Here is an 18,772-nt window from a genome sequence, read left to right on the forward strand (position 1 = left end):
TCAGTGTTCCTCGCTGTCTTCGTCCGGCTCTCCGTCGTAGGGGTCCGCGTCTTCGTCGGGTTCGGCCTCGGCCAGGCCGACCGGCGTCCAGGGCATGTCAGTCGGCGCGTCATCTATGGATGACTCGCGGACCGTTCGGGGATGGATGCCCAGCTCGGTCAGGCGTTCCCACAGAGGTTCCAAGGCCTCGTCTGGTGAGAGGGCGAAGGCGCTGCTGCGTATGCGCCAGAACGTCCAGCCGGCGCGGCGAAGCTCCCGCTCGCGCTCGGCGTCGTCGTGGATCTGCTTCGGGGTGGAGTGGTGAGGGCTTCCGTCGCACTCCACTGCGAGGCGTCCGTGACCTCCGGTGACCACGAGGTCGATGCGTTTCCCGTTGACTTCCCACTGGGGCACCACGTCGTAGCCGCGTTCCTTGATGCGCAGGAAGACACGCTGCTCGAAGAGCGAGTCGAAGGGCTCGCAGCGTCGGTCTGCGCTGACGTGGGCGGGCTGGTGTGGGTGTGTGTAGGGCGGTGGCGGGCTCACCATGTAGGTGAGCAGGGAGCGCCTCAGGTCTTTGCTGCTGAGCTGGTCGACGGTCAGGGAATGGAAGAGCCACATCTGGTCGCGGGCCCGGCTGGCGGCCACGTTGAAACGTCGTTCATTGTTCCGGCCGGTCGCGGCGATGACGTTGGCTCCGTCGACGACCATCGACAGGAGAATGACGTCGCGCTGGTCTCCCTGGAACTGCTCGGGTGTGCCGACGAGGATGCTGTGGCGTTCGCGGGCCGACACGTCGATGCGCTGGTCGACGAGGTCCTGTACCAGGCGGGTCTGGTCGCCGTGGCGCAGGATGATCACGCCGATACTGCGGTCGGCGTAGGCAGGGTTCTGGGTGAGGCGGTGCAGTTCGTTGACGACAGCCTCTGCCTCCGGCCGGTTGATGAGTTTGTCCCGGCGTCCTTCGCAGTACCCTTCGGGCACATGGACGACCTTCAGCGGCGGGAGGCGGTCGGAGCCGTGCTGGCGCAGCAGGACCAGCTGGTTGTCGGGATAGAACTGCATGGAGGACCATTTGATGATCTCCGGCATGCACCGGAAGTGCTCGGTGAGACGGATCACTTCAGTGAAGCGGGACTGCAGCAGTTCGTACAAGTTGGACTTGGGGTCGAAGCCTTCGCGCTGCCAGGGTTCGAGGCCGGCCATGCGCTCGTCGAAGATCTGGGTGATCCGGTCATGCTTGCTGCCGCTGTAGAACGGGGCGCATTGCCGGTCGTCGCCGACGACGATGATGCGGGGTGCGAGCCAAAGCAACAGCAGGCCGTCCAGGCCCACTTGGCTTGCTTCATCGACGATGACGACGTCGAAGGAGTCCGGCTCTGGACTGATCGTTTCCGCTACCTGGTTCAGCGGCATGATCCACGCCGGTACCGCTCCTTGCGCTGTCTGCATGGCTGAGCGCGCGTGACGCTGGTGGCGTTTGCCGTACTCGGTGGTTCCCTTGCCTGCATTGGCCACGGCGCTGGCGTACGCAGCAAGGGCCTGTTTGTGCTTGGTGGTCATGCGGCTGACGCAATGGAGTGCTGCGCGGTCGCAGACCAGCTGTTCCACCAGGTCGTGCAGCCGGCCTTGGATCTGGGCCAGTTCGCCTTCGAGTTGCTCTTCGCGTCCTGGGAGCAGGTGGGTGTCGAGGAAGTCCTGAGCCTGCCTCCATGCCCAGGCCTGGGGCAGCACGGCGAACCGGGAGCGCCAGTGCGGGGCGAGGGGATCGCCGGCGAAGTCCTTGGCGAGTTCGGGGTGGGCATCGGCAAGGCACTCGAAGAGTTTCCCGGTCTCGCGCCGGTCTGCCTCACGCTGGTATGCCGCAGCCAGTGCCTCCACCGCCTGCGCGTAGGCCTGCGCATCACGGGCCGCTACGGCATCCACCGCGCGCTGCAGCTCTTCCACGCCATGCGGGTGAGGCGGCGGAAGACTCTTGAGAAGCTCTTCGAAGCGTTGTGTTGCGGTCCTGATGTGCAGGAGTTGACGGGCCTGGGCCGTGGCCTGGCGGATGTCGCGCCACTGCTCGGCGGTGGTGACCGGTGTCTGAATGCCGTCGGCCAGCAGGGTTGCGTGGAGCTGGCGGATGACCTCCACGCAGGTGTCGATGGCCTGCAGGATGACGGCCCTGTCCAGGAGCTCGGACGTCATCAGTTCGGCGGTGTCCTGTCCGACGGCCGATCCGACGCCGGTCCACCGGCCGCGCAGGGTGCGGGCGTGGGCACGCATCTCCAGTTGCCGTACGACCGCGGTGATGTGCGCCCGGCTGGCCGGCGCCATGCCTTCTACCCGGCACTGTTCGAGGAGGAATCGGGCTTGCTTGACGACGGCCGGTCGGGGCCATCGCGTGTTCAGTTTTCCGGTGCGCAGGACGTGTTGCTCCAGATTGCGGCCCGCGATCAGGAACTCCTTCTCCTCGCTTTCAGACAGGCGCGGGATCTCCACTTCCAAGAAGGAGGCGGCGGCTATCTCGTCGTGGGTCTGCTGTGCACGCTGTGAGGCGTTTCGGATGCTGTCCCACAGCTGCTGCCATCGCTGGGCGATGCCGTCCTGCAGCGCACGCGTGGACCAGACATTCGCCTGCCAGGAGGTGGGGTCCGCGGACAACCCGACCCTCTGCAGGGCCTGCTGAGCTCGGTCCAGGAGCGCTTCCAGCACCATGAGCCGCGCGTCACCGTGGTCCGCCAGTTCCTGCGCCAGCGGTGTGACCGGCTCGCGGCCGACGGCTTCCTCGGCTTCTTGAAGTTCCGTGATGCGGCGGGAAACCTCCGTCGAGTCCGGCAGCGTTGCCGGGTCCGGGCAGTACTGGATGCGGGCGTCGAGCATTCCGGGGCCGTGTTGGGCAACCAGCAGCCACAGTCGCTCAGCTTCGTCCGTGGTCAGGGGCGGGACCTGTGGGGCCTGGACATCCAGGGGCGGCAGCCACTGATATTCAGCTGCGCCGTGTTCCACTGCCTGCACGATGTCGTCGAGCCGCCCTCGGTAGCCCGGCGCGATCTCGGGGTGCTCGTACCACTCGACCTCGCGTACCTGACGCAGACGGTCTTGGACTTTGGCCTGCTCTGCCATGAGCTGGTGCCGCTGCGTCTGTTGGTCGTCGATGCGCTGTTGGAGCCGAGCAAGGTTCGTTGTCGCGTTCAGGTGGGCCAATGCTCCCAGCGACTGGCTCAGATCGGAGTTACCGCCCTGCCACTGATCGCCTTGGATCACGCACATGCTGCGCAGCTTGGACGGCAGCTGGTCGCGCAGCACGTTCAGAGCCTGGCTCTTGGCGCTGGTGACCAGGACTCGCTTGCCGTCCGCGAGGAGTGCGGCGATCAGGTTGCTGATGGTGTGTGTCTTTCCGGTGCCCGGCGGGCCCTGGACCACGACACTGGTGTCGCGCTGCAGCCGGTCCAGGACATCGCGCTGGGCAGCGTTGGTGACCATCGGGAACAGCGGATCCGGTCCCAGTGCCGGCGGCACGGAGCCATTCCTGCTCCCCCAGGCCGTCCGGTGCTCCGGTTCAAGGTCATACAGCAGCTGCGCCAGCCCCAAAGGAGCCCGTGCTTCGGGACGTTTCAGCGCCCGGGCGATGCTCTCGTAGAAGCCGAGGACGGAGCGCTGGCTGTGTTCGCGCAGGATGAGCGCGGGCGCGAGATGCAGTGACCGCGTCTGGGGTTCAGCGGTGCGGTCGGGGTGCTGGCCGGTGGGGTCGAACGGGAGCACGCGGTCGACTCCGAAAGCCCGCTGCGCCCACGAGCGCACGGCCTGTGCAGCCCGGTCCGACAGCGGGTGGAAGGGGACGTCCTCGACAGCGGAGCGCACGACCCCCAGCAGCTCCGACGTGTAGCCGTCGGACTCGCTGAGGAAGTCGGTGTCTTCCAGACGGCCGGGGTGCTCCGGCACGAGAGAAACGGTCACGTTGATCGATGCCGGTTCAACGGTGAGGGTCACCGGTGTGGTCACGATGTGCCGGCGGACCCGGGCCGAGGGACGACCGGCTCCGAGTTGCAAGAGACCTACAGCCAGGACTACTTCGAAGGTGTCACTGTCCTGATCGATCTTCTTGGCCATCCGGTACAGCTGCCGGTGCAGTCGCCGCTGCGGCTCGGCCGCCAGCTCTTCCTGCGACCATCGCATCCACTTGCCGGCCCACGTCTCGTACGCCTTGCGTTCTTCGGAGCTGCCGCTCTCCAATGCCGGCTGGTTCTCCTCCACAACCGCCTGGAAGTCGGCCATTCGATCATTCGGGGTGCTGTCGATCAGGCCGGGAGGTTGTGGTCCGGCGGTGGCGGCGGCCTCGGCGGAGACCCTGCCATGCAGGATCGCCGGCAGCCGCGGTGCCTCTTGGGGCGGACGGTGCTTGACCACCATGATGCGAGGATCAGCGTCCGCAGCAGGGCGCACGGTCCCATCGGGAGCGTCCGCGAGCCATACCGTTTCCGGGTACTTGGCACAGTCGCGGATGGTCTTGGAGACGGCGCCCCGCACCAGCTCCTGCAGACAGTCGATCAAGACGCGAGTGTCACGGACGGCTTTGGGATCGCTGCCATCTCGTACTGCCGGGCGGGCCATCACATCCCCCAAACGCCTACCACTGTGGCAAGCCTTTCAGGATCCATGACTGCTGCACGCCAGGCAATGTGGGGGACTCGCGCACAAACATTTCCGGACATGAAGACAGTCCGGTGTGCCTCTCTCTCGGTCCTGCCGGGCTATGAACGGATCAGCCGCTGCAGCACGGCGCATCACGAGACGGCACAGGCCCACACTCAGAGAGGAAGACACCCTGGCCACAGCCTTCCGTCGCAGGTTCTGGCTGTATTGAGCCGCAGCGTTGATCACGCGGCTGATCGGTGGCTGGCCGCCGAGTGCGGTGTGGCAGCAGTGGTGGTTGTAGGTGTGTAGGAAGTCTTCCAGGGCCTCTGTGCATTCGGTGTTGCTGGTGTAGGGCCGCAGGTAGGCCCACTCGTCGAGCAGGGTGCGGTTGAAGCGTTCGACTTGCCGTTGGTCTGCGGCCGTAGGCGCGGGTGAGCTTGCCGGTCCACGCTGAGGAGATCCCGGGCCTGCTGGAGCGACTGGCCGAGGTGCCCGATCCCCGAGATCCGCGGCGTGCGGCACGCTCGGGCCGTCGTACCCGCACTGACCGCGTACGCGGTTCTGACCGGAGCGGCCTCCCTGCTGGCGGTCGGCGAGTGGATCGCAGACGCCCCGCCGTCTGGTCCTGGAAAGCCTTGGCATACGACCCGATCCGCTGTGCCCGAAGCGGAGCCGGCCGTCGGAGGCTACGGTACGGCTGTCACGGGAATGCCCTCCCCCCAGTGGTCGGTGAGCCCGGACGCCTGCAACGGACTGCCAGCGCCGTCCCGTACCCAACGCCTGCACGCACGTGAAAGCACCTGGGCGGGATCAACGACCGAGTGACCGGTCAGGACCGAACTGGACGTAGTTTTTCGCATCACTGACCACTTTGAGCCAAGTAGGGATCCCCGTTCCTTCCGTATCAGATACTGCTCTGACTCTCGGTAGTTACAGGCATAAGTCGCCCCGGGAGCTGGGTTGGGGACGATGTCGGGAGTGAGATGCAGCTGACCCGTGCCGAAGTGATCAACTTTCGCGCCTTGGAGAGAGTGGACGTCCGGGTTGATCCGAAGGCCACCCTGATTGTTGGACGCAACAACAGCGGCAAGACATCATTCGTCAATCTCTTCGAGAAGTTCTTCGGTGAGGAGGACACGAGGTTTGTCCTGGAGGACTTCTCCACCTGTCGTATCGCCGACATCGAGCAAGCGCGGCAGATTTTCGGCGAGGCGCAGACGGAGGCTGACCGGGGCGACACGGAGACGAGCGAGGACCTGCTGGCCAAGGCGTACGACCTCGTCCCGGCCATCCGGTTGGTCCTTACCATCGAGTACACGGAAGACGACGACCTCGCGCCACTCACGGGTGTGATCCTCGACCTGGACGATGCCTGCTTCGAGGTCAAGATCGAGGCGGCTTTGGAGGTTGCCCGCCCGCACGACTTCCTCAAGGATTTCTGGTCGGCCAGCCAGAGGAAGCCGTTCGATCGCATCAAGTGGCTGCGCAAGAACTTCTCGGACTACGTCGCCACGGCTTACCGAGCGGTCAGTCCCTTGGATGAGAACGTCCGCAAGGAGATCAAGCGCGGCGCCGCCGAATCCATCCTGTCGGTGAAGTTCGTCTACGCGCAGACCAAGGTGGACGACACGCCGACCGACAAGGCCCGCACGTTGTCGAAGACGTTCGAGGCCTACTACAAAGTCAACAGCGGGCAAGAGGACCGCCACCAAAGCATCGAGCAGATCGAGACCGCTCTGGCGTCCGCCTCGCAGCAGCTCGACGACAACTACGCCACGCTGTTCGACCCGATCTTCGAGGACCTGCGCACCTTCGGGGTGGGCACCATCACCCCAGTCCAGAAGCCCCGCATCGTCTCCCTCATCGAGGCCTCAGGAATCCTGCGCGGAAGTACCCGCATCCAGTACCCGTCCGGGGACGACAACTTCCACCTTCCCGAAGGCCACAACGGGCTGGGCTACAGCAAGTTGATCTTCACGATCCTGCAGGTCATCAGCTTTCACCAGACCTACGAACGCACCACGCCCAAGCCGGCGCTGCAGGTGCTGTTCATAGAGGAGCCGGAAGCCCATCTGCATCCACAGATGCAGGAGACGTTCATCAAGAACATCCAGGACTTCATCGACCGCAAGACGGGCTGGAAGGTGCAGGTGTTCATCACCACGCACTCCTCCCACATCGTCGCCAGCAGCGGCTTCCAAACCGTGCGCTACTTCGACCGTTCCGAGCCGCAGCTCACGGTCAAGGACCTCTCGACCTTCCAGGCAAACGTCAAGGCCACCCCGCAGGGCGACGAGACCCTGCGCTTCCTGCGCCAGTACATGGTCCTGCACCGGTGCGACATGTTCTTCGCCGACAAGGTGATCCTTATCGAGGGCACCGCGGAACGCCTGCTGCTGCCCGAGATGGTCCGACGCTGCGCCAAGGCGCTGCTGCACCAGTACGTATCGGTAATCGAGGTCGGCGACGCCTACGCCGTCCGCTTCCGGGAACTGCTCGCCTTCCTGAACGTCAAGACCCTCGTCATCACCGACATTGATTCCGTATGCCCCAAACACCGCAAGGCCTGCCCACCCGGCCAGGGACAGACGGTCACCTCGAACCAGACGCTCAAGAACTGGCTGCCCGCAAAGTCCAGCATCGCCGAGCTGCTCGCCACCGACCCGGCCGAGAAGGAGCAGGGACACGTCCGCGTCGCTTACCAGATCCCGGAGAGAGATTCGGGAGTCTGCGCGCGGAGCTTCGAGGATGCCTTCATCATCGCCAACGCAGAACCCCTCGCGCGTGACTTCCGCCAGCTCGCTCTGAAGGCGGCCTTCGCCAAGGAGGTCGGGGCCGACCCCACCGCTGACCACATCGAAGCCAATGCCTACGACATCGCACAGCAACTCAGCGACCACAAGACCGACTTCGCCTTCGACGTCATGCTCGTGGAGGACTGGGCTGTTCCCCGCTACATCGCCGAAGGACTGCAGTGGCTCGCCTAGACACCCTCGAAGCCGTCGCCACGGAGATGGAGGCCCGGCGCAGCTTCCTCGTCGAAGCAGGAGCCGGCGCCGGCAAGACGACCACCCTGGTCCGCACCTTGCAGCACCTCCTGAACCACCACCGCACAGACCTGGAGGCACACGGTCGGCGGATCGCCTGCATTACATACACGAACGTCGCCAAGAAGAAGATCCACGAACGCATCGCCGCGGACCCCCTCATCGACGTCGGCACCATCCACGAATTCCTCTGGAGTGCCATCCAGCCCTACCAGCGTGAGCTCTGGCTGCAGATCCTCGACTACAACAAGGACCTGACCAAGCCCGAAGACCTCGATGACGTCACCGCTCCCCCAGTGATCGAGTACTCCGACCGCGGGCGCAGGCTGAGCGAAGGGCGCATCTCCCACGACGACGTCATCGCGCTGTCGCTCCGCCTCGTAACAGCACACCCCAAGCTCATACGCATCATCGCCAGCAAGTACCCCATCATCTTCGTCGACGAGTACCAAGACACCTCACCCAAAACGATCCAGCTCCTGCTGGACCACCTGGCGGGCGCCGGCCACGAGAACTGCGTGGTCGGCCTCTTCGGCGACTCCATGCAGAAGATCTACGAGTCCGGTGTCGGAGCGGTGAAACGCCCCGGCCTCCTAACCGAGATCACCAAGCACGAGAACTACCGGTGCTCACCTCCCGTCGTCGAGGTGCTCAACCGGATGCGTCCCGACCTCATCCAGGACGCCATCGGCGACCAGCAGACAGGCGAGGTCCACCTGTTCCTCAACACCGGCACCCCAGCCGGCCCTGAGCGACTCACCGCCGCCGAAGCAACACTTGCCCAGAACGGCTGGACTCGGGAGAACAGCAAATATCTCCTGCTCACTCACCGCAGGATCGCGGGCACACTGGAGTACGCCAACCTCCTCGAACAGTACAGAAAGTTGAGCCGGTACGGCCCCGACGACCTCATGGCACGCAATGAGCCCTACATCCAGTACCTGACGCGCGTCGAGTCCGTGAGCACGGCCTTCCGCAACAACGACTTCGCGGAGCTGACCAGCCTCTTAGACGAGGGATGGACACGGATTACCCGTCACTCCGACAAACGCGCCATCAGTCAGGCCATCCGTGCACTCGACGCCGTACGTACGAGCGGCACCATCGGCGACGTGCTCGACCTGATGGGCGACGGCCACCTCCTCGCCACGCCCGGAAAGCTCAAAAGCCTCGAACGCCGCAGAACCGCAACGGGTCTCGATGAGCGCGACCAGCGACGAGCGGATTTCTCGAACAACCTCCGCAACGTGTCCTACCGGGAAGTGATCAGCGTCACAAATTTCATCGACGAACTCACCCCGTTCTCAACCCAGCACGGCGTCAAGGGCGACGAATTCGAGAACGTCGTGGTGGTGGTCGACGACAGCGCCTGGAACAGGTACAACATCGGCAAGATGCTCGCAGGCACCGACAAACCCGACCGTACCGAGCGCTCACGCAACCTGTTCTACGTGTGCTGCTCGCGAGCCCAGCGCGGCCTGGCCGTGGTTTTCGTCAACGATCTCCCGGAAGGGGCGGAGTCCACTCTTCAAGACTGGTTCGCTTCAGGGATCATCCATCCTTGAGATGGGCCCTAGCGTGATGCCTGCGGACCGGCGGATCCCAAGATCATTCACGGAATTGCGGTTTGAATCAAATCCAACGAGTCTCATCAACGACCGAGGCGAGCATCGCGCTGTTCGGGTAGATGGAGGGCATTTACAACTCCCGGCACAGCCAGAAATGGCTCCGCTACCTCAGCCCACCGAGTTCGAAGGGAAGCACCACACCGGCCAGGCAACGGCCGAACGCACCTGAAAACCGACAACCCGCTCTGACCATCCGATAAAAGTACCCACCGCACGCCGGAAGAACCTCAGACAGCACCCTCGGCCACATGGCGGTTCGCTTGGACGGCGCCCCCCTCAATCCCATACATATGGGTCCAGATCAAGAGCGGCGTCGCCCATTGCCTCGCTTACCCCGAACGAGCTCCGCGGCGACCCACTGCTCGAATTCGCTGATAGGGACCACTGGCACGTTGGAGGCAAGCACTCGGGGAGCCATAAGATCCCTGCTGGTGACGATGGCGGATGTAACAGTCCAGCTGGTGCTATCGCGATCCCCAAGGAAGTGAGTCAACGTTTCCGCAAGGTTTTGGCGTACCCACTCTGTGCGGCGACCAAGCTTGAAGAGAGCACTTTTGTCGCCGCGCAGTAGAGCATCGGCTTCGTTGGCCATTTCGGTCGGATTACGTGACATCTCGAAGTCCTTGGCTTCGATAACGATGATCACGCGTCTAGCCGCGTTGATACCAAGCGCATCGATGTCGCCCAGATCGTGACCCTCGACTGACGTGAGTCTACGTCCCGCGATTTTGGAGACACCCCTGACAGCGAGGGAACAGCCTCCAGCCCTGAGTGTGTCGACGACACGCGCTTCGAAGGCCTTGTTCTCGTCCTGCCGAATCACTCCCAGCAGTTTCTTCATCGACGATGACGTGCTGCGCAACCGTCCGGAGTAGATGAGGTTGACCCAATACGAGCCACTGCTCCAAGTGTGTCTAGCTCCCCAGACGAGTTGAGAGCCGTCCCCTGTGCCCACACGGATGAGCGGGCGTCGAACGTACGACCATTCACGGTTGTAGCGCCACGGCCACGCATCGGATTTGACAGAAAGGAACTTGGCCCGGGGACGCAGTGCGAGCCGATCGAGGAAGGTCTGCGCTTTCTCATGTTCCCAGTGCAGCGTCGTGGACAAGTGATTGGCAACAACCGACTCTGAAAGGGTGTAGGGCTCTGATTGGCAGCGCTCATCCCCCAGGGCGATGACCTCGCCGACACCCTGGGCCAAGTCGGTGAGAGAGAAGCCGAACTCGGTGACCATTGCTTCCTCTACCTGTGCGGTGGGCCCTTGGGGCTCGGATCCCCGGCGGGAATGACGAGTCGGTGCCGCAAGCAGGAGTGCCTCTGCTCGGGCTGTAGCAAGGGCGTTGGAGCCTGATTCGTATTGGTCGCCGCGGGAGACACCGAGTCGGCCGGAGGGCAACAAGGCAAGTTGAGCCTCTGAGAAGTCGTGGTGAATGGCTTCCGAGAGAGTGGCACGAGAGATGAGTTCTGCAGACAACGCCATGAGGTGGTCGTACGTGTCCAGGGTGAGTGACGAGTCCCCACTGGGAGGTTGGGCAGCGACGTATTCGATGAGGAATCGGCTGGCCTGAGCAGCTTCCACTTGGCGCTTGGTGGTCCTGACAAGGTTCTCGGCCGGCTGGCTTGCCTCTCCGAAGCAGGCGATGCGCGATGGGAGGATCTGGTCATTGAAAGCCTCGTCGTACAGGAGCGCTTCGTGCCGCGAAATCAGCGACTCGATGAGTCCCTCGGCCGCCAGACCGGCCACCATATCCTCGATGAGCGCGAAGTAGTGCCCCACGACCTTCTGCAGAACCTGGGTACGCTTCTCCGAGGGGATGGTCTCCACTGGCGTACCGGCGCTATCGAGGTACCGGCCCAATACGTCAAGAACCGTGGCGGAAGCGGCAGGTTGTACCAGTCGAGCCGTAGGGAGTGGACCGGGACGCAGCGGAAGGCGTGGGTTCAGTTCGACGTGCATCATCTGTTTGGGACCCTCGGGCGCCAGTTGATCGATGAGCGCGTCAAGATCCTCCTCCACCAATCCGGCGGTTTGCGCGATGCCTTCAAGCAGGGCTCGTAGCAAGATGCGGTCGGCTCCATTTGCGTCTGCGAGAAGGCTGGCCATGCCCTCCGCGTAGAGGCGCAGATCGAGGAGCCCAGGTTTGGCGCCACGGACGCCGACCCAGGGACGTTCACTTTCTGTACCAGGATTGCCGTCCAACGCGGCCTGCCATGCTGAGGAATCGTCGAAGGAAAGGCTCACGTACAGCTCGCCCGTAGACGCGGCTAGCGGCAAGAGCTCGGGACGGGCGGTGGAAATCTGCCAGGTCCAGAAGGCTGCTGCCTCTACCGTCAGGTGATGGAAATCCTCCAGTCTGTCAGCAACTTCATAGTCGCCAGCGCCCAACCACACATTTATGTCTGGGACTTCGACGAGTCTCCCCACCTCGGGTACGTCTGCAAGAGGTCGATAGATCGGCGCCGTAGACGTGCCGTATACGGAGACCACCGGCACGAAGGCATGCCTCTGCGGGCTGGGAACGTCATGACGATCGTAGCGTTGCTGAACTTCAATGCGCAGCGCTCGAGAGTGGTCCTGTTCGACGAGAAGCATCGTAGGTCTCGCGTCGTCTGACAGGTAGTAGCTGTACTCGCAGTTCCGGTAGAGCCCGTAGTTGTCCAGTGCGCTCCACGACTGCACACGAGTCGTCTCGTGCAGCTCCGTTTCCGCTTGCGCAAATCGCCATAGGAACAAGGGGTCTGAGCCGTCCAGCTCTGCCATGACCTGAAGGTCGCTGAGAGAGGTCACGACGACCGGGCCGGTGCGACGCTGGGCGGCGAGTCCCAAGAACGAGGATCGGCCTACGCCTTCGTTGATGATGAGGCGAAGAGTGCACGCGTCCTCGGGAAGAGGCGGGCCGACAGGGTCAATAACGTTCTGCACCCGCAGACCGAGATCCCGGACGGGCCAGTGACCTGCCGGATTGGTGTCGTCGTAGTCGGACAGGTCATCCATGACCACGGCAAGGTCAAGGATCTTGTCCTCAGCAAACGTGAAGGTGCGGCGGGTGATCAGGTCGTCACCCACATGTTGAGCGGGCTCTGTCGGGGCCGCACCACACAACGTCAAAAGGCGGCTGGTGTCTCTCATCGTCTGATCGTGCAGTAGGCGCGCAAGCTGGGGTCGACACTCGTGCAACCCGGCTTGAACGATGAGTTCATGGCGCAGCGACGTAACCAGTTCGGACGGATTTGCAACGATCAAGCCGTCTTCCATGAGGAGAAGAGGTTTGAGTACGAGTCCATCGTCCGGCCCGGGCCCCGTGGTGAACGTGTGTTCGCCTGGTCGGATACCCCATCCAGCGAGGAGATCGGCGGAACTGGCTGGCAGCAGGTCAGACAGGTCGGTGAAGCGATAGCGGACGGCTTCCCGCAGGGCCGTGAGGTTCTTCTCTCCCGGAACGAACACCTCGTCGCCGTGTTGCTGCGGCGGAGCGATACCGCGGTGGAGCCCGGCCCGACACAGCGTGGCGTCGCTCAACCTCAATGCCGTGTGCGCCCACAGCTGTGTCGCCTTGACGAACTGCGCCGGCAATCCAGCCTGTCCATCAGGCCCGAGGATACTCCGCAGCATGAGATCGAGGGTGTGAGCACACCGTGATGTCAGTCCTTGCGCGACGAGACATGGCCCGCCGTGGAAGGAAACCTCGGCGGTGTACAGGTCGTCGTACAAGTCTTCTTGGGCACGGATCTGAGAGCCGCTGACCAGGGGATCCTTGAGCAGCGCCCGGAGCTTGCTGGGTGACAGCCGGGGTGCATCCGGACGGCTGGGGAGGCACGCGCCGATGGAAGCAAGGCGCTGAAGCCTCACAAGGCGCGGAATGTTCTGAGGAATCAACTGCAGAGCGGCTGCCGACGCGACAAGCACGGGGCCGTCTACATCGTGCCAAGGGCGGCCGGTCAAACGGGCAGCAGTCATGCACGTCTCCTAGGGCGGGCGGACGATCCATGATGCGGCCGAAGAATTTACTGCGACCAGCAACTGGCGCCTCCGTACGTCACGGTAGCGCCCAGGACTGACAACGGACGCCTCTTCCCAACCCCGAACGTCCGACGCCTACGGGATCGAGTTCACCAGGCGCTCGGCATCGCCGACGAGGAACTGGCTCACCCCATCCCTCACTCACAGTGAGCATCCAAGCTCATGATTCGCCAACTATGCCTCTCATGATTTGCCAACAAGGGTTCTCCACGCGCTCCCCACCTGCGCGTCTCAGTTCATGATTCGCCAACTAAAGATCTCGGTCACAGCCGGTGCGAGCGGGCGGTGCCGCTCGGGGACGGCCGGCCGCGTCCGTGGAGTTCGGCGTGGCGTGCGGGCGCCGATCGCCGCGTTCAGCGAGGAGCGGCCAGCACCGCCGCGAGGCCCTCCCGCAGGTCCTTGACGAAGAGCTCGGGCACCTCCAGCGACGGGAAGTGCCCACCGGCTTCGGGCGTCCCCCATCGGACGATCCGCCGGTAGCGTTCCCGCGCCCACGGGCGCGGACACTTCTCGACGTCGCGGGGATACATGGTGATCGCCGACGGGACGTCGACCCGGAGTCCGGGGTCCAGCGAGTTGTGGCTCTCGTAGTAGATACGGGCCGCCGACGCGCCGCTCCGCGTCAGCCAGTACAGGGTGACGTCGTCGAGGACCCTGTCCATGGGGATCTTCTCGAACGGGCTGTCCTCGGTGTCCGACCACTCGGCGAACTTGTCGAGGATCCAGGCGAGAAGCCCGACCGGTGAGTCGACGAGCGAGTAGCCGATGGTCTGCGGCCGGGTCGCCTGCTGCTTCGCGTACGCCGCGCGGTGGCGCCAGAAGTGGTGGGTCTCCTCGGCCCACCCGCGCTCGTCCGCCGTCAGCCCGTCCGTCGTCAACCCGGGCGGCCCCTCCGCGAACGTGGTGTGGATGCCGAGCACATGCGCCGGGAACCTGCCGCCGAGAACCGTGGTGATGTTGCCTCCCCAGTCACCGCCATGCGCCAGGAACCTGGCGTAGCCGAGCCTTCCCATGAGTTCCACCCATGCTGCCGCGATCCTCTCGGTGCCCCACCCGGTGGCGGCCGGCTTGTCGCTGTGGCCGAAGCCCGGCAGCGACGGGACGACGACGTGGAACGCGGGCGCGTCCAGGTCCTTCGGGTTCGCCAGCTCGTCCACCACATCGGTGAACTCGGCGACGCTGCCCGGCCAGCCGTGCGTCAGGACGAGAGGAGTGGCGTCCGCGCGCGTGGAGCGACGGTGCAGGAAGTGGATTCCCAGACCGTCGACGGTCGTACGGAACTGACCGATCCGGTCGAGGCGCTCCTCGAACGACCGCCAGTCGTACCCGGTGCGCCAGTGGTTCACGACATCGACGAGGTCGGCGAGCGGAACACCCTGTGCCCATCGGCGAGGACCGGGCGCGGCGGGATGGACCGTCTCGGCCTCCGGCAGCCGCGCCGCGGCCAGTCGCGCGCGCAGATCGTCGAGGTCGGCGTCGGTCGCGCGGGCTTCGAATGCTTGCACGTCGTCGCTGGTCGGGCGGGGCATGGAACCTCCTGGCCTTCGCGGAACCGGCTGCGGGCAGCAGCGAACCGGCAATGACGGTTCTACTACGCCTTCCCGTCCACCCGCAACCGGCTATGGTGGTTCCATGCGTACTGGGTTCCCCGACTTCCGTCTCGGCAGCGTGCTGGCGACCAGCTTCACGGGGACCTTGTCGGAGCGTCACGGCAACGCGGTGGAGCGCATTCCCACCCCGCACCGACTTGTCGACTGGCTGAAGGTCTACGACCTCGCCGTGGCGTCCTGCACCAGCGCCCAGCTCGAACTCGCCCGGGAACTGAGGGAGTCGATCCACGTCGCCGCGACGGCGGCGGCGCTCCAGGAGACCCTCCCTGCCTCCGCTGTGCAGGTCATCAACGACCGCAGCGCCCAGGGTCGGGCCGCGGCCGTCCTGACGCCCGAGGGCGAACGGCGGTGGCGGCTCAGCCCGGCCTCCTGCGTGGAGGACGCCCTCGGTGTGATCGCCGCCGACGCGATCAGCGTCATCGCGGGCGAACGGGACGGAAGACTGGCCTTGTGCGCCTCGCCGACCTGTCTGGCCGCCTTCTTCGACACCAGCCGGAGCCGCACCCGCAGATGGTGCGACATGAACACCTGCGGGAATCGCCAGAAGAAGGCGCGCTTCAACGCCAACCAGCGCAAGGACCCCGGTTCGGCGGAGTGATCGTCACCTTCGTCGGCGGACGGCGGCGCGCGGTGGCGACTGTCGGGCACGATGGCCGCCATGACGCACGTCGTACTCCTCCACTCCGTGCTGGGCCTGCGCCCCGTGGAGCTCCTTGCCGCCGAGCGCCTTCGCCGGGCCGGGCACGATGTCGTCGCCCCTGACCTCTTCGGTGGCGTGGCGGCGAACACCCTTGACGAGGGATTCGGGCTGTTGAACCGGGTGGGCTGGGACACCGTGACGCGGCGTGCCCGGTCGGCACTGGAGGACATGCCCGTGGACACGGTGCTGGCCGGAGTCTCCATGGGCGCCGGAGTGGTCAGCGCCCTGTTGCCCGAACGGACGGCTACCGCCGGGGTTCTGCTGCTGCACGCCACCGCGGAACTCCCGGCCGGCTCCCGCCCCGGCCTGCCCCTCCAGCTGCACGCCGCCGACCCTGACCCCTTCGCCCCTCCGGAACGCGTCGCCGCCCTGGAGGTGGCGGCCAGGAGATACGGAGCCGCCCTGGAGATCTTCCGCCACCCCGGCGTCGGCCACTTCTACACGGACCCCGGGTCACCGGAACACGACGCAGCAGCGGCCGAGCTGACCTGGGCACGGGTGGTTGGTTTCCTCGACCGGCTCGATCCGCGGCCCGCCCCTGACGTACGGCCGTAGAGAGGCCGAACGGGGCATGCTGGGTAAGTGTTCCGGAGGGCGAATCCCGTCGGCCGAAGCGGCGGAGCGACAGCCGGTGCGCCGGTGTTCGCGTCCCGGGTGGCCTGTCGGCGAGCGGCGGCCGGACGGCTTCCGCTGTCATCGGCTCCGCGTACGGTCTGGAAATGGTTGATCAGAGACTTCCTTTGGCGTCGGTGAGCGATTTCGCGATCTGGGAGCCCGTGCTGCGGCTCATGCTGACCGACGACACATACCGGTCCGCCGACCGGTCGGCCCGTGTCGCGGGACGTATCAGCCGATACGGCTGGAGCCTTGGCCATCAGGGGTCCCTGGCGGTGACGCGGAGCGCGGTGGAGGACATACAGAGGTCGCTCGCGCGCGGCGGGGTCCAGGAGGTCGCGTTCAGCGCGGAGGTCCAAGCGGACGGGACGACCACGCTGGGCCTGGTCTGGCCGAGCCCGGTCGTGGAACCGGCTGTCGGTTACCCGGACCTGGGGGTGCTCCTCCTGGCCGATGGCTCCCTTCCGGAGCCGTGGCTCCGCCGTCCCGAGCCGGTGCCCGGGGCGATGCCGGCACCGTCGGCGGATCCGGGGTTGCTGGAGCGGACGCTCCGCGAACGACTGCCTGACGCCATCGGCGCGACGGAGGAGGAGATATCCGCGGCCGGAGTACGCCTCGGTGTGCCGCTGCCCGATGAGCTCAAGGTGCTCTACCGGGTCACCCGGGTGGACGGGGGCGACGACTTCGAGGCGGCGGACCGTGCCGGGGAGGCGGTCGGCTGCGAGCTCTTCGGCCTGGAACACCTGGGCACCGTCGACGCGGCGGGGCGTCATCGCGGCTGGAACCCCGGCGCGAAGCGTGCGGTCCGCACCGGACCCGACACCGCGGTGCAGGGCCTGGCGGGCTCGCCGGGCTGGATCCGCTTCGGGACCAACGGAGGCGACGAGTTCGCCGTCGACCTGACTCCCGGCCCGGCCGGACACCTCGGACAGATCATCCTGATCGACCACGAGCAGAGCCTCGGTGCCGAGCTCGTGGCCGATTCCCTGACCGATTTCGTCCTGGGCCGGATGCGGGCGGACGGTCGTGACCACGGCGGGAGTCAGCTTCCCGCCGAAGTCGGGGTCCGGGTCGGGGTCGGGGTCGGGGTCGGACACCTTGAGACCGTCGAGGCCGCAGCCCATCTCGCCCTGGAGGTGCTGTCCGTCGGCCCTGGGGACGGCGAACCGTACAGCCTCGCGCCGGTCGCCGGACTGCCCCGGCTGCGCACGCTGACCGCCTCGCCCGGCGCGCTGGCCGACCCGCTGGAGGTCGCTGGGCTGACCGGACTGGAGTTCCTGGAACTCGGCGCGCGGGAATGGCGCGTCCTCCTGGACGCCGGAGCCGTCCCCCGCACTCTGAAAGCCGCGGCCATCACGGTGCGCGACCAGCACCACCTGCCCGTCGCGCCCCTCGCCAACGAGATCCTGGCCCTGTGGAACCGGCCCCGGATCGTACAGACGCTCCTCCACGGAGACCTCGGTCCCGGGGTCTGACCGGTGGGGCGCGTGGTTCCTCCACCGCCTCCCGTCGCGCTGGTCGTAGCGGGCCACCGCGAAGCCCTGCCCGGCCAGCGTCCGGCACAGCCCGTCCGGTACCCAGCGGCGATTGGCGCCCAGACCCGTGGCCACGAGGAGCGGTTCGCCCCCCGCCCCTTCGGTGAGCCGGTCGTAGGCCAGCCGCGCGGGGCCGTCACCGGCCCAGCGGGTGGGGCTCCAGAGGGATGACGGCGATGGGGACATGAGCGACCTCCAATTACTGCGATCGGTGTTCTCAGTTTTATGATAGAGGCTGTGCCCCAAGAACTGAAAGGACGGGTGGACGAGTTGACGCAGGAGCCTGTGATCGTCTGGCTGCGGCCCGGCCGGGGCGCCCGTGGCCCCGCGGCCGGAGTCAGTCACGCGGAGCTGGCCGCCGCCGCCGTCGGGGTGGCCGACCGGAGCGGTCTCGGGGCGGTGTCCATGCGTCAGGTCGCCAAGGAGCTCGGGGTCGGCCAGTCGTCCCTGTACCGCTATGTCTCCAGCCGTGAGGACCTGCTCGACCTGATGACGGACGCGGCGGCCGGGGAGACCGACCTCGGTGTCCCCTTGCGGGGCGATCCCGTCGAGGACCTGCTCGAACTGGCGCTCCGGACCCGGGCCGTCCAACTACGGCACCCCTGGCTGACCGACATCCCCCCCGAGCCTCTCCGGCTGGGCCCGTGCGGACTGGCGTACCTGGAGTACGCGCTGCGGGCCATGGAGAACGTCCGGCTGCCCGGCCCGGCCAAGCTGGAGGCGCTCGCCGTGATGAACGCGCTGATCGCGCAGTTCGTCCGGACGGAGGCGGGGAACACCCCGGCGAGCAGCGGTCGGCGGGCCGCGCAGGCCGCGTATCTGAACGGGGCGGCCGCCCAGGGGAATCACCCCCGGCTCGCGGCCGCCCTGGCGGAGCGGGTGGAAGGACAGGGGGTGACGGAAGCGGGCACGACCGAGGACGACCCGCACGGGCGGTTCCGGCGGACGATGCGCCGGGTGCTCGACGCCCTCGTCACGCCCGGGATCCCCGCGTAGCGGAACGGTACGGGGACG

At 65.9% G+C, this 18,772-nt stretch carries 9 protein-coding genes and 1 pseudogene; 6 read left to right on the forward strand and 4 right to left on the reverse strand.

What is annotated here, in order from left to right:
• Nucleotides 1–4,515: an AAA domain-containing protein gene (locus AB852_RS23615; RefSeq protein ID WP_245876887.1), complete on the reverse strand. Its 4,515-nt coding sequence runs from the start codon at nucleotides 4,513–4,515 to the stop codon at nucleotides 1–3.
• Nucleotides 4,516–4,818: 303 nt separating this feature from the next.
• A pseudogene (locus AB852_RS23620) lies at nucleotides 4,819–5,021 on the reverse strand (integrase core domain-containing protein); the annotation flags it as partial.
• Nucleotides 5,022–5,582: 561 nt separating this feature from the next.
• On the opposite strand from AB852_RS23620, the gene AB852_RS23630 reads away from it, so the two are divergent.
• Nucleotides 5,583–7,586 carry an ATP-dependent nuclease gene (locus tag AB852_RS23630; protein WP_073792184.1) on the forward strand — a complete coding sequence of 668 codons (2,004 nt, stop codon included), beginning with the start codon at nucleotides 5,583–5,585 and terminating at the stop codon, nucleotides 7,584–7,586.
• Nucleotides 7,574–9,211 (forward strand): ATP-dependent helicase, encoded by a 1,638-nt coding sequence (locus tag AB852_RS23635; RefSeq protein WP_073792185.1) that lies wholly within the window; start codon nucleotides 7,574–7,576, stop codon nucleotides 9,209–9,211. The genes AB852_RS23630 and AB852_RS23635 overlap by 13 nt, the downstream gene beginning before the upstream one ends.
• A 364-nt stretch (nucleotides 9,212–9,575) precedes the next feature.
• On the opposite strand, the gene AB852_RS23640 is transcribed toward AB852_RS23635, so the two are convergent.
• Both AB852_RS23640 and AB852_RS23645 read right to left on the reverse strand, forming a co-directional pair.
• On the reverse strand, nucleotides 9,576–13,235 hold the full coding sequence (locus tag AB852_RS23640) for a hypothetical protein (RefSeq protein ID WP_143201271.1): 3,660 nt from the start codon (nucleotides 13,233–13,235) through the stop codon (nucleotides 9,576–9,578).
• Nucleotides 13,236–13,651: 416 nt separating this feature from the next.
• Nucleotides 13,652–14,827 carry an epoxide hydrolase family protein gene (locus AB852_RS23645; RefSeq protein ID WP_073792187.1) on the reverse strand — a complete coding sequence of 392 codons (1,176 nt, stop codon included), beginning with the start codon at nucleotides 14,825–14,827 and terminating at the stop codon, nucleotides 13,652–13,654.
• Nucleotides 14,828–14,930: 103 nt separating this feature from the next.
• Here AB852_RS23645 and AB852_RS23650 point away from each other — a divergent pair, with 103 nt between their 5' ends.
• From AB852_RS23650 to AB852_RS23670, 4 genes are all read left to right on the forward strand, one after another.
• Complete coding sequence (locus AB852_RS23650; protein ID WP_073792188.1) at nucleotides 14,931–15,506, forward strand: CGNR zinc finger domain-containing protein; 576 nt, start codon at nucleotides 14,931–14,933, stop codon at nucleotides 15,504–15,506.
• 60 nt (nucleotides 15,507–15,566) lie between these two features.
• The gene (locus AB852_RS23655; RefSeq protein WP_073792388.1) at nucleotides 15,567–16,163 is read left to right on the forward strand and encodes a dienelactone hydrolase family protein; all 597 of its coding nucleotides are present in this window, start codon (nucleotides 15,567–15,569) and stop codon (nucleotides 16,161–16,163) included.
• 164 nt (nucleotides 16,164–16,327) lie between these two features.
• Nucleotides 16,328–17,698 (forward strand): SMI1/KNR4 family protein, encoded by a 1,371-nt coding sequence (locus AB852_RS23660; protein ID WP_073792189.1) that lies wholly within the window; start codon nucleotides 16,328–16,330, stop codon nucleotides 17,696–17,698.
• Between the two features lie 297 nt (nucleotides 17,699–17,995).
• Nucleotides 17,996–18,754: a TetR/AcrR family transcriptional regulator gene (locus tag AB852_RS23670; protein WP_245876888.1), complete on the forward strand. Its 759-nt coding sequence runs from the start codon at nucleotides 17,996–17,998 to the stop codon at nucleotides 18,752–18,754.
• The last annotated feature ends 18 nt before the right edge of the window (nucleotides 18,755–18,772 follow it).

The sequence above is a fragment of the Streptomyces uncialis genome, assembly GCF_001905345.1.
Taxonomy (GTDB): Bacteria; Actinomycetota; Actinomycetes; order Streptomycetales; family Streptomycetaceae; genus Streptomyces; species Streptomyces uncialis.

Excerpts from the sequence above, each read along its gene's own strand:
- AB852_RS23660 (WP_073792189.1), top strand. The coding sequence starts at position 16,328 with ATGGTTGATCAGAGACTTCCTTTGGCGTCGGTGAGCGATTTCGCGATC.
- AB852_RS23655 (WP_073792388.1), top strand. The coding sequence starts at position 15,567 with ATGACGCACGTCGTACTCCTCCACTCCGTGCTGGGCCTGCGCCCCGTG.
- AB852_RS23640 (WP_143201271.1), bottom strand. The coding sequence starts at position 13,235 with ATGACTGCTGCCCGTTTGACCGGCCGCCCTTGGCACGATGTAGACGGC.
- AB852_RS23630 (WP_073792184.1), top strand. The coding sequence starts at position 5,583 with ATGCAGCTGACCCGTGCCGAAGTGATCAACTTTCGCGCCTTGGAGAGA.
- AB852_RS23650 (WP_073792188.1), top strand. The coding sequence starts at position 14,931 with ATGCGTACTGGGTTCCCCGACTTCCGTCTCGGCAGCGTGCTGGCGACC.
- AB852_RS23645 (WP_073792187.1), bottom strand. The coding sequence starts at position 14,827 with ATGCCCCGCCCGACCAGCGACGACGTGCAAGCATTCGAAGCCCGCGCG.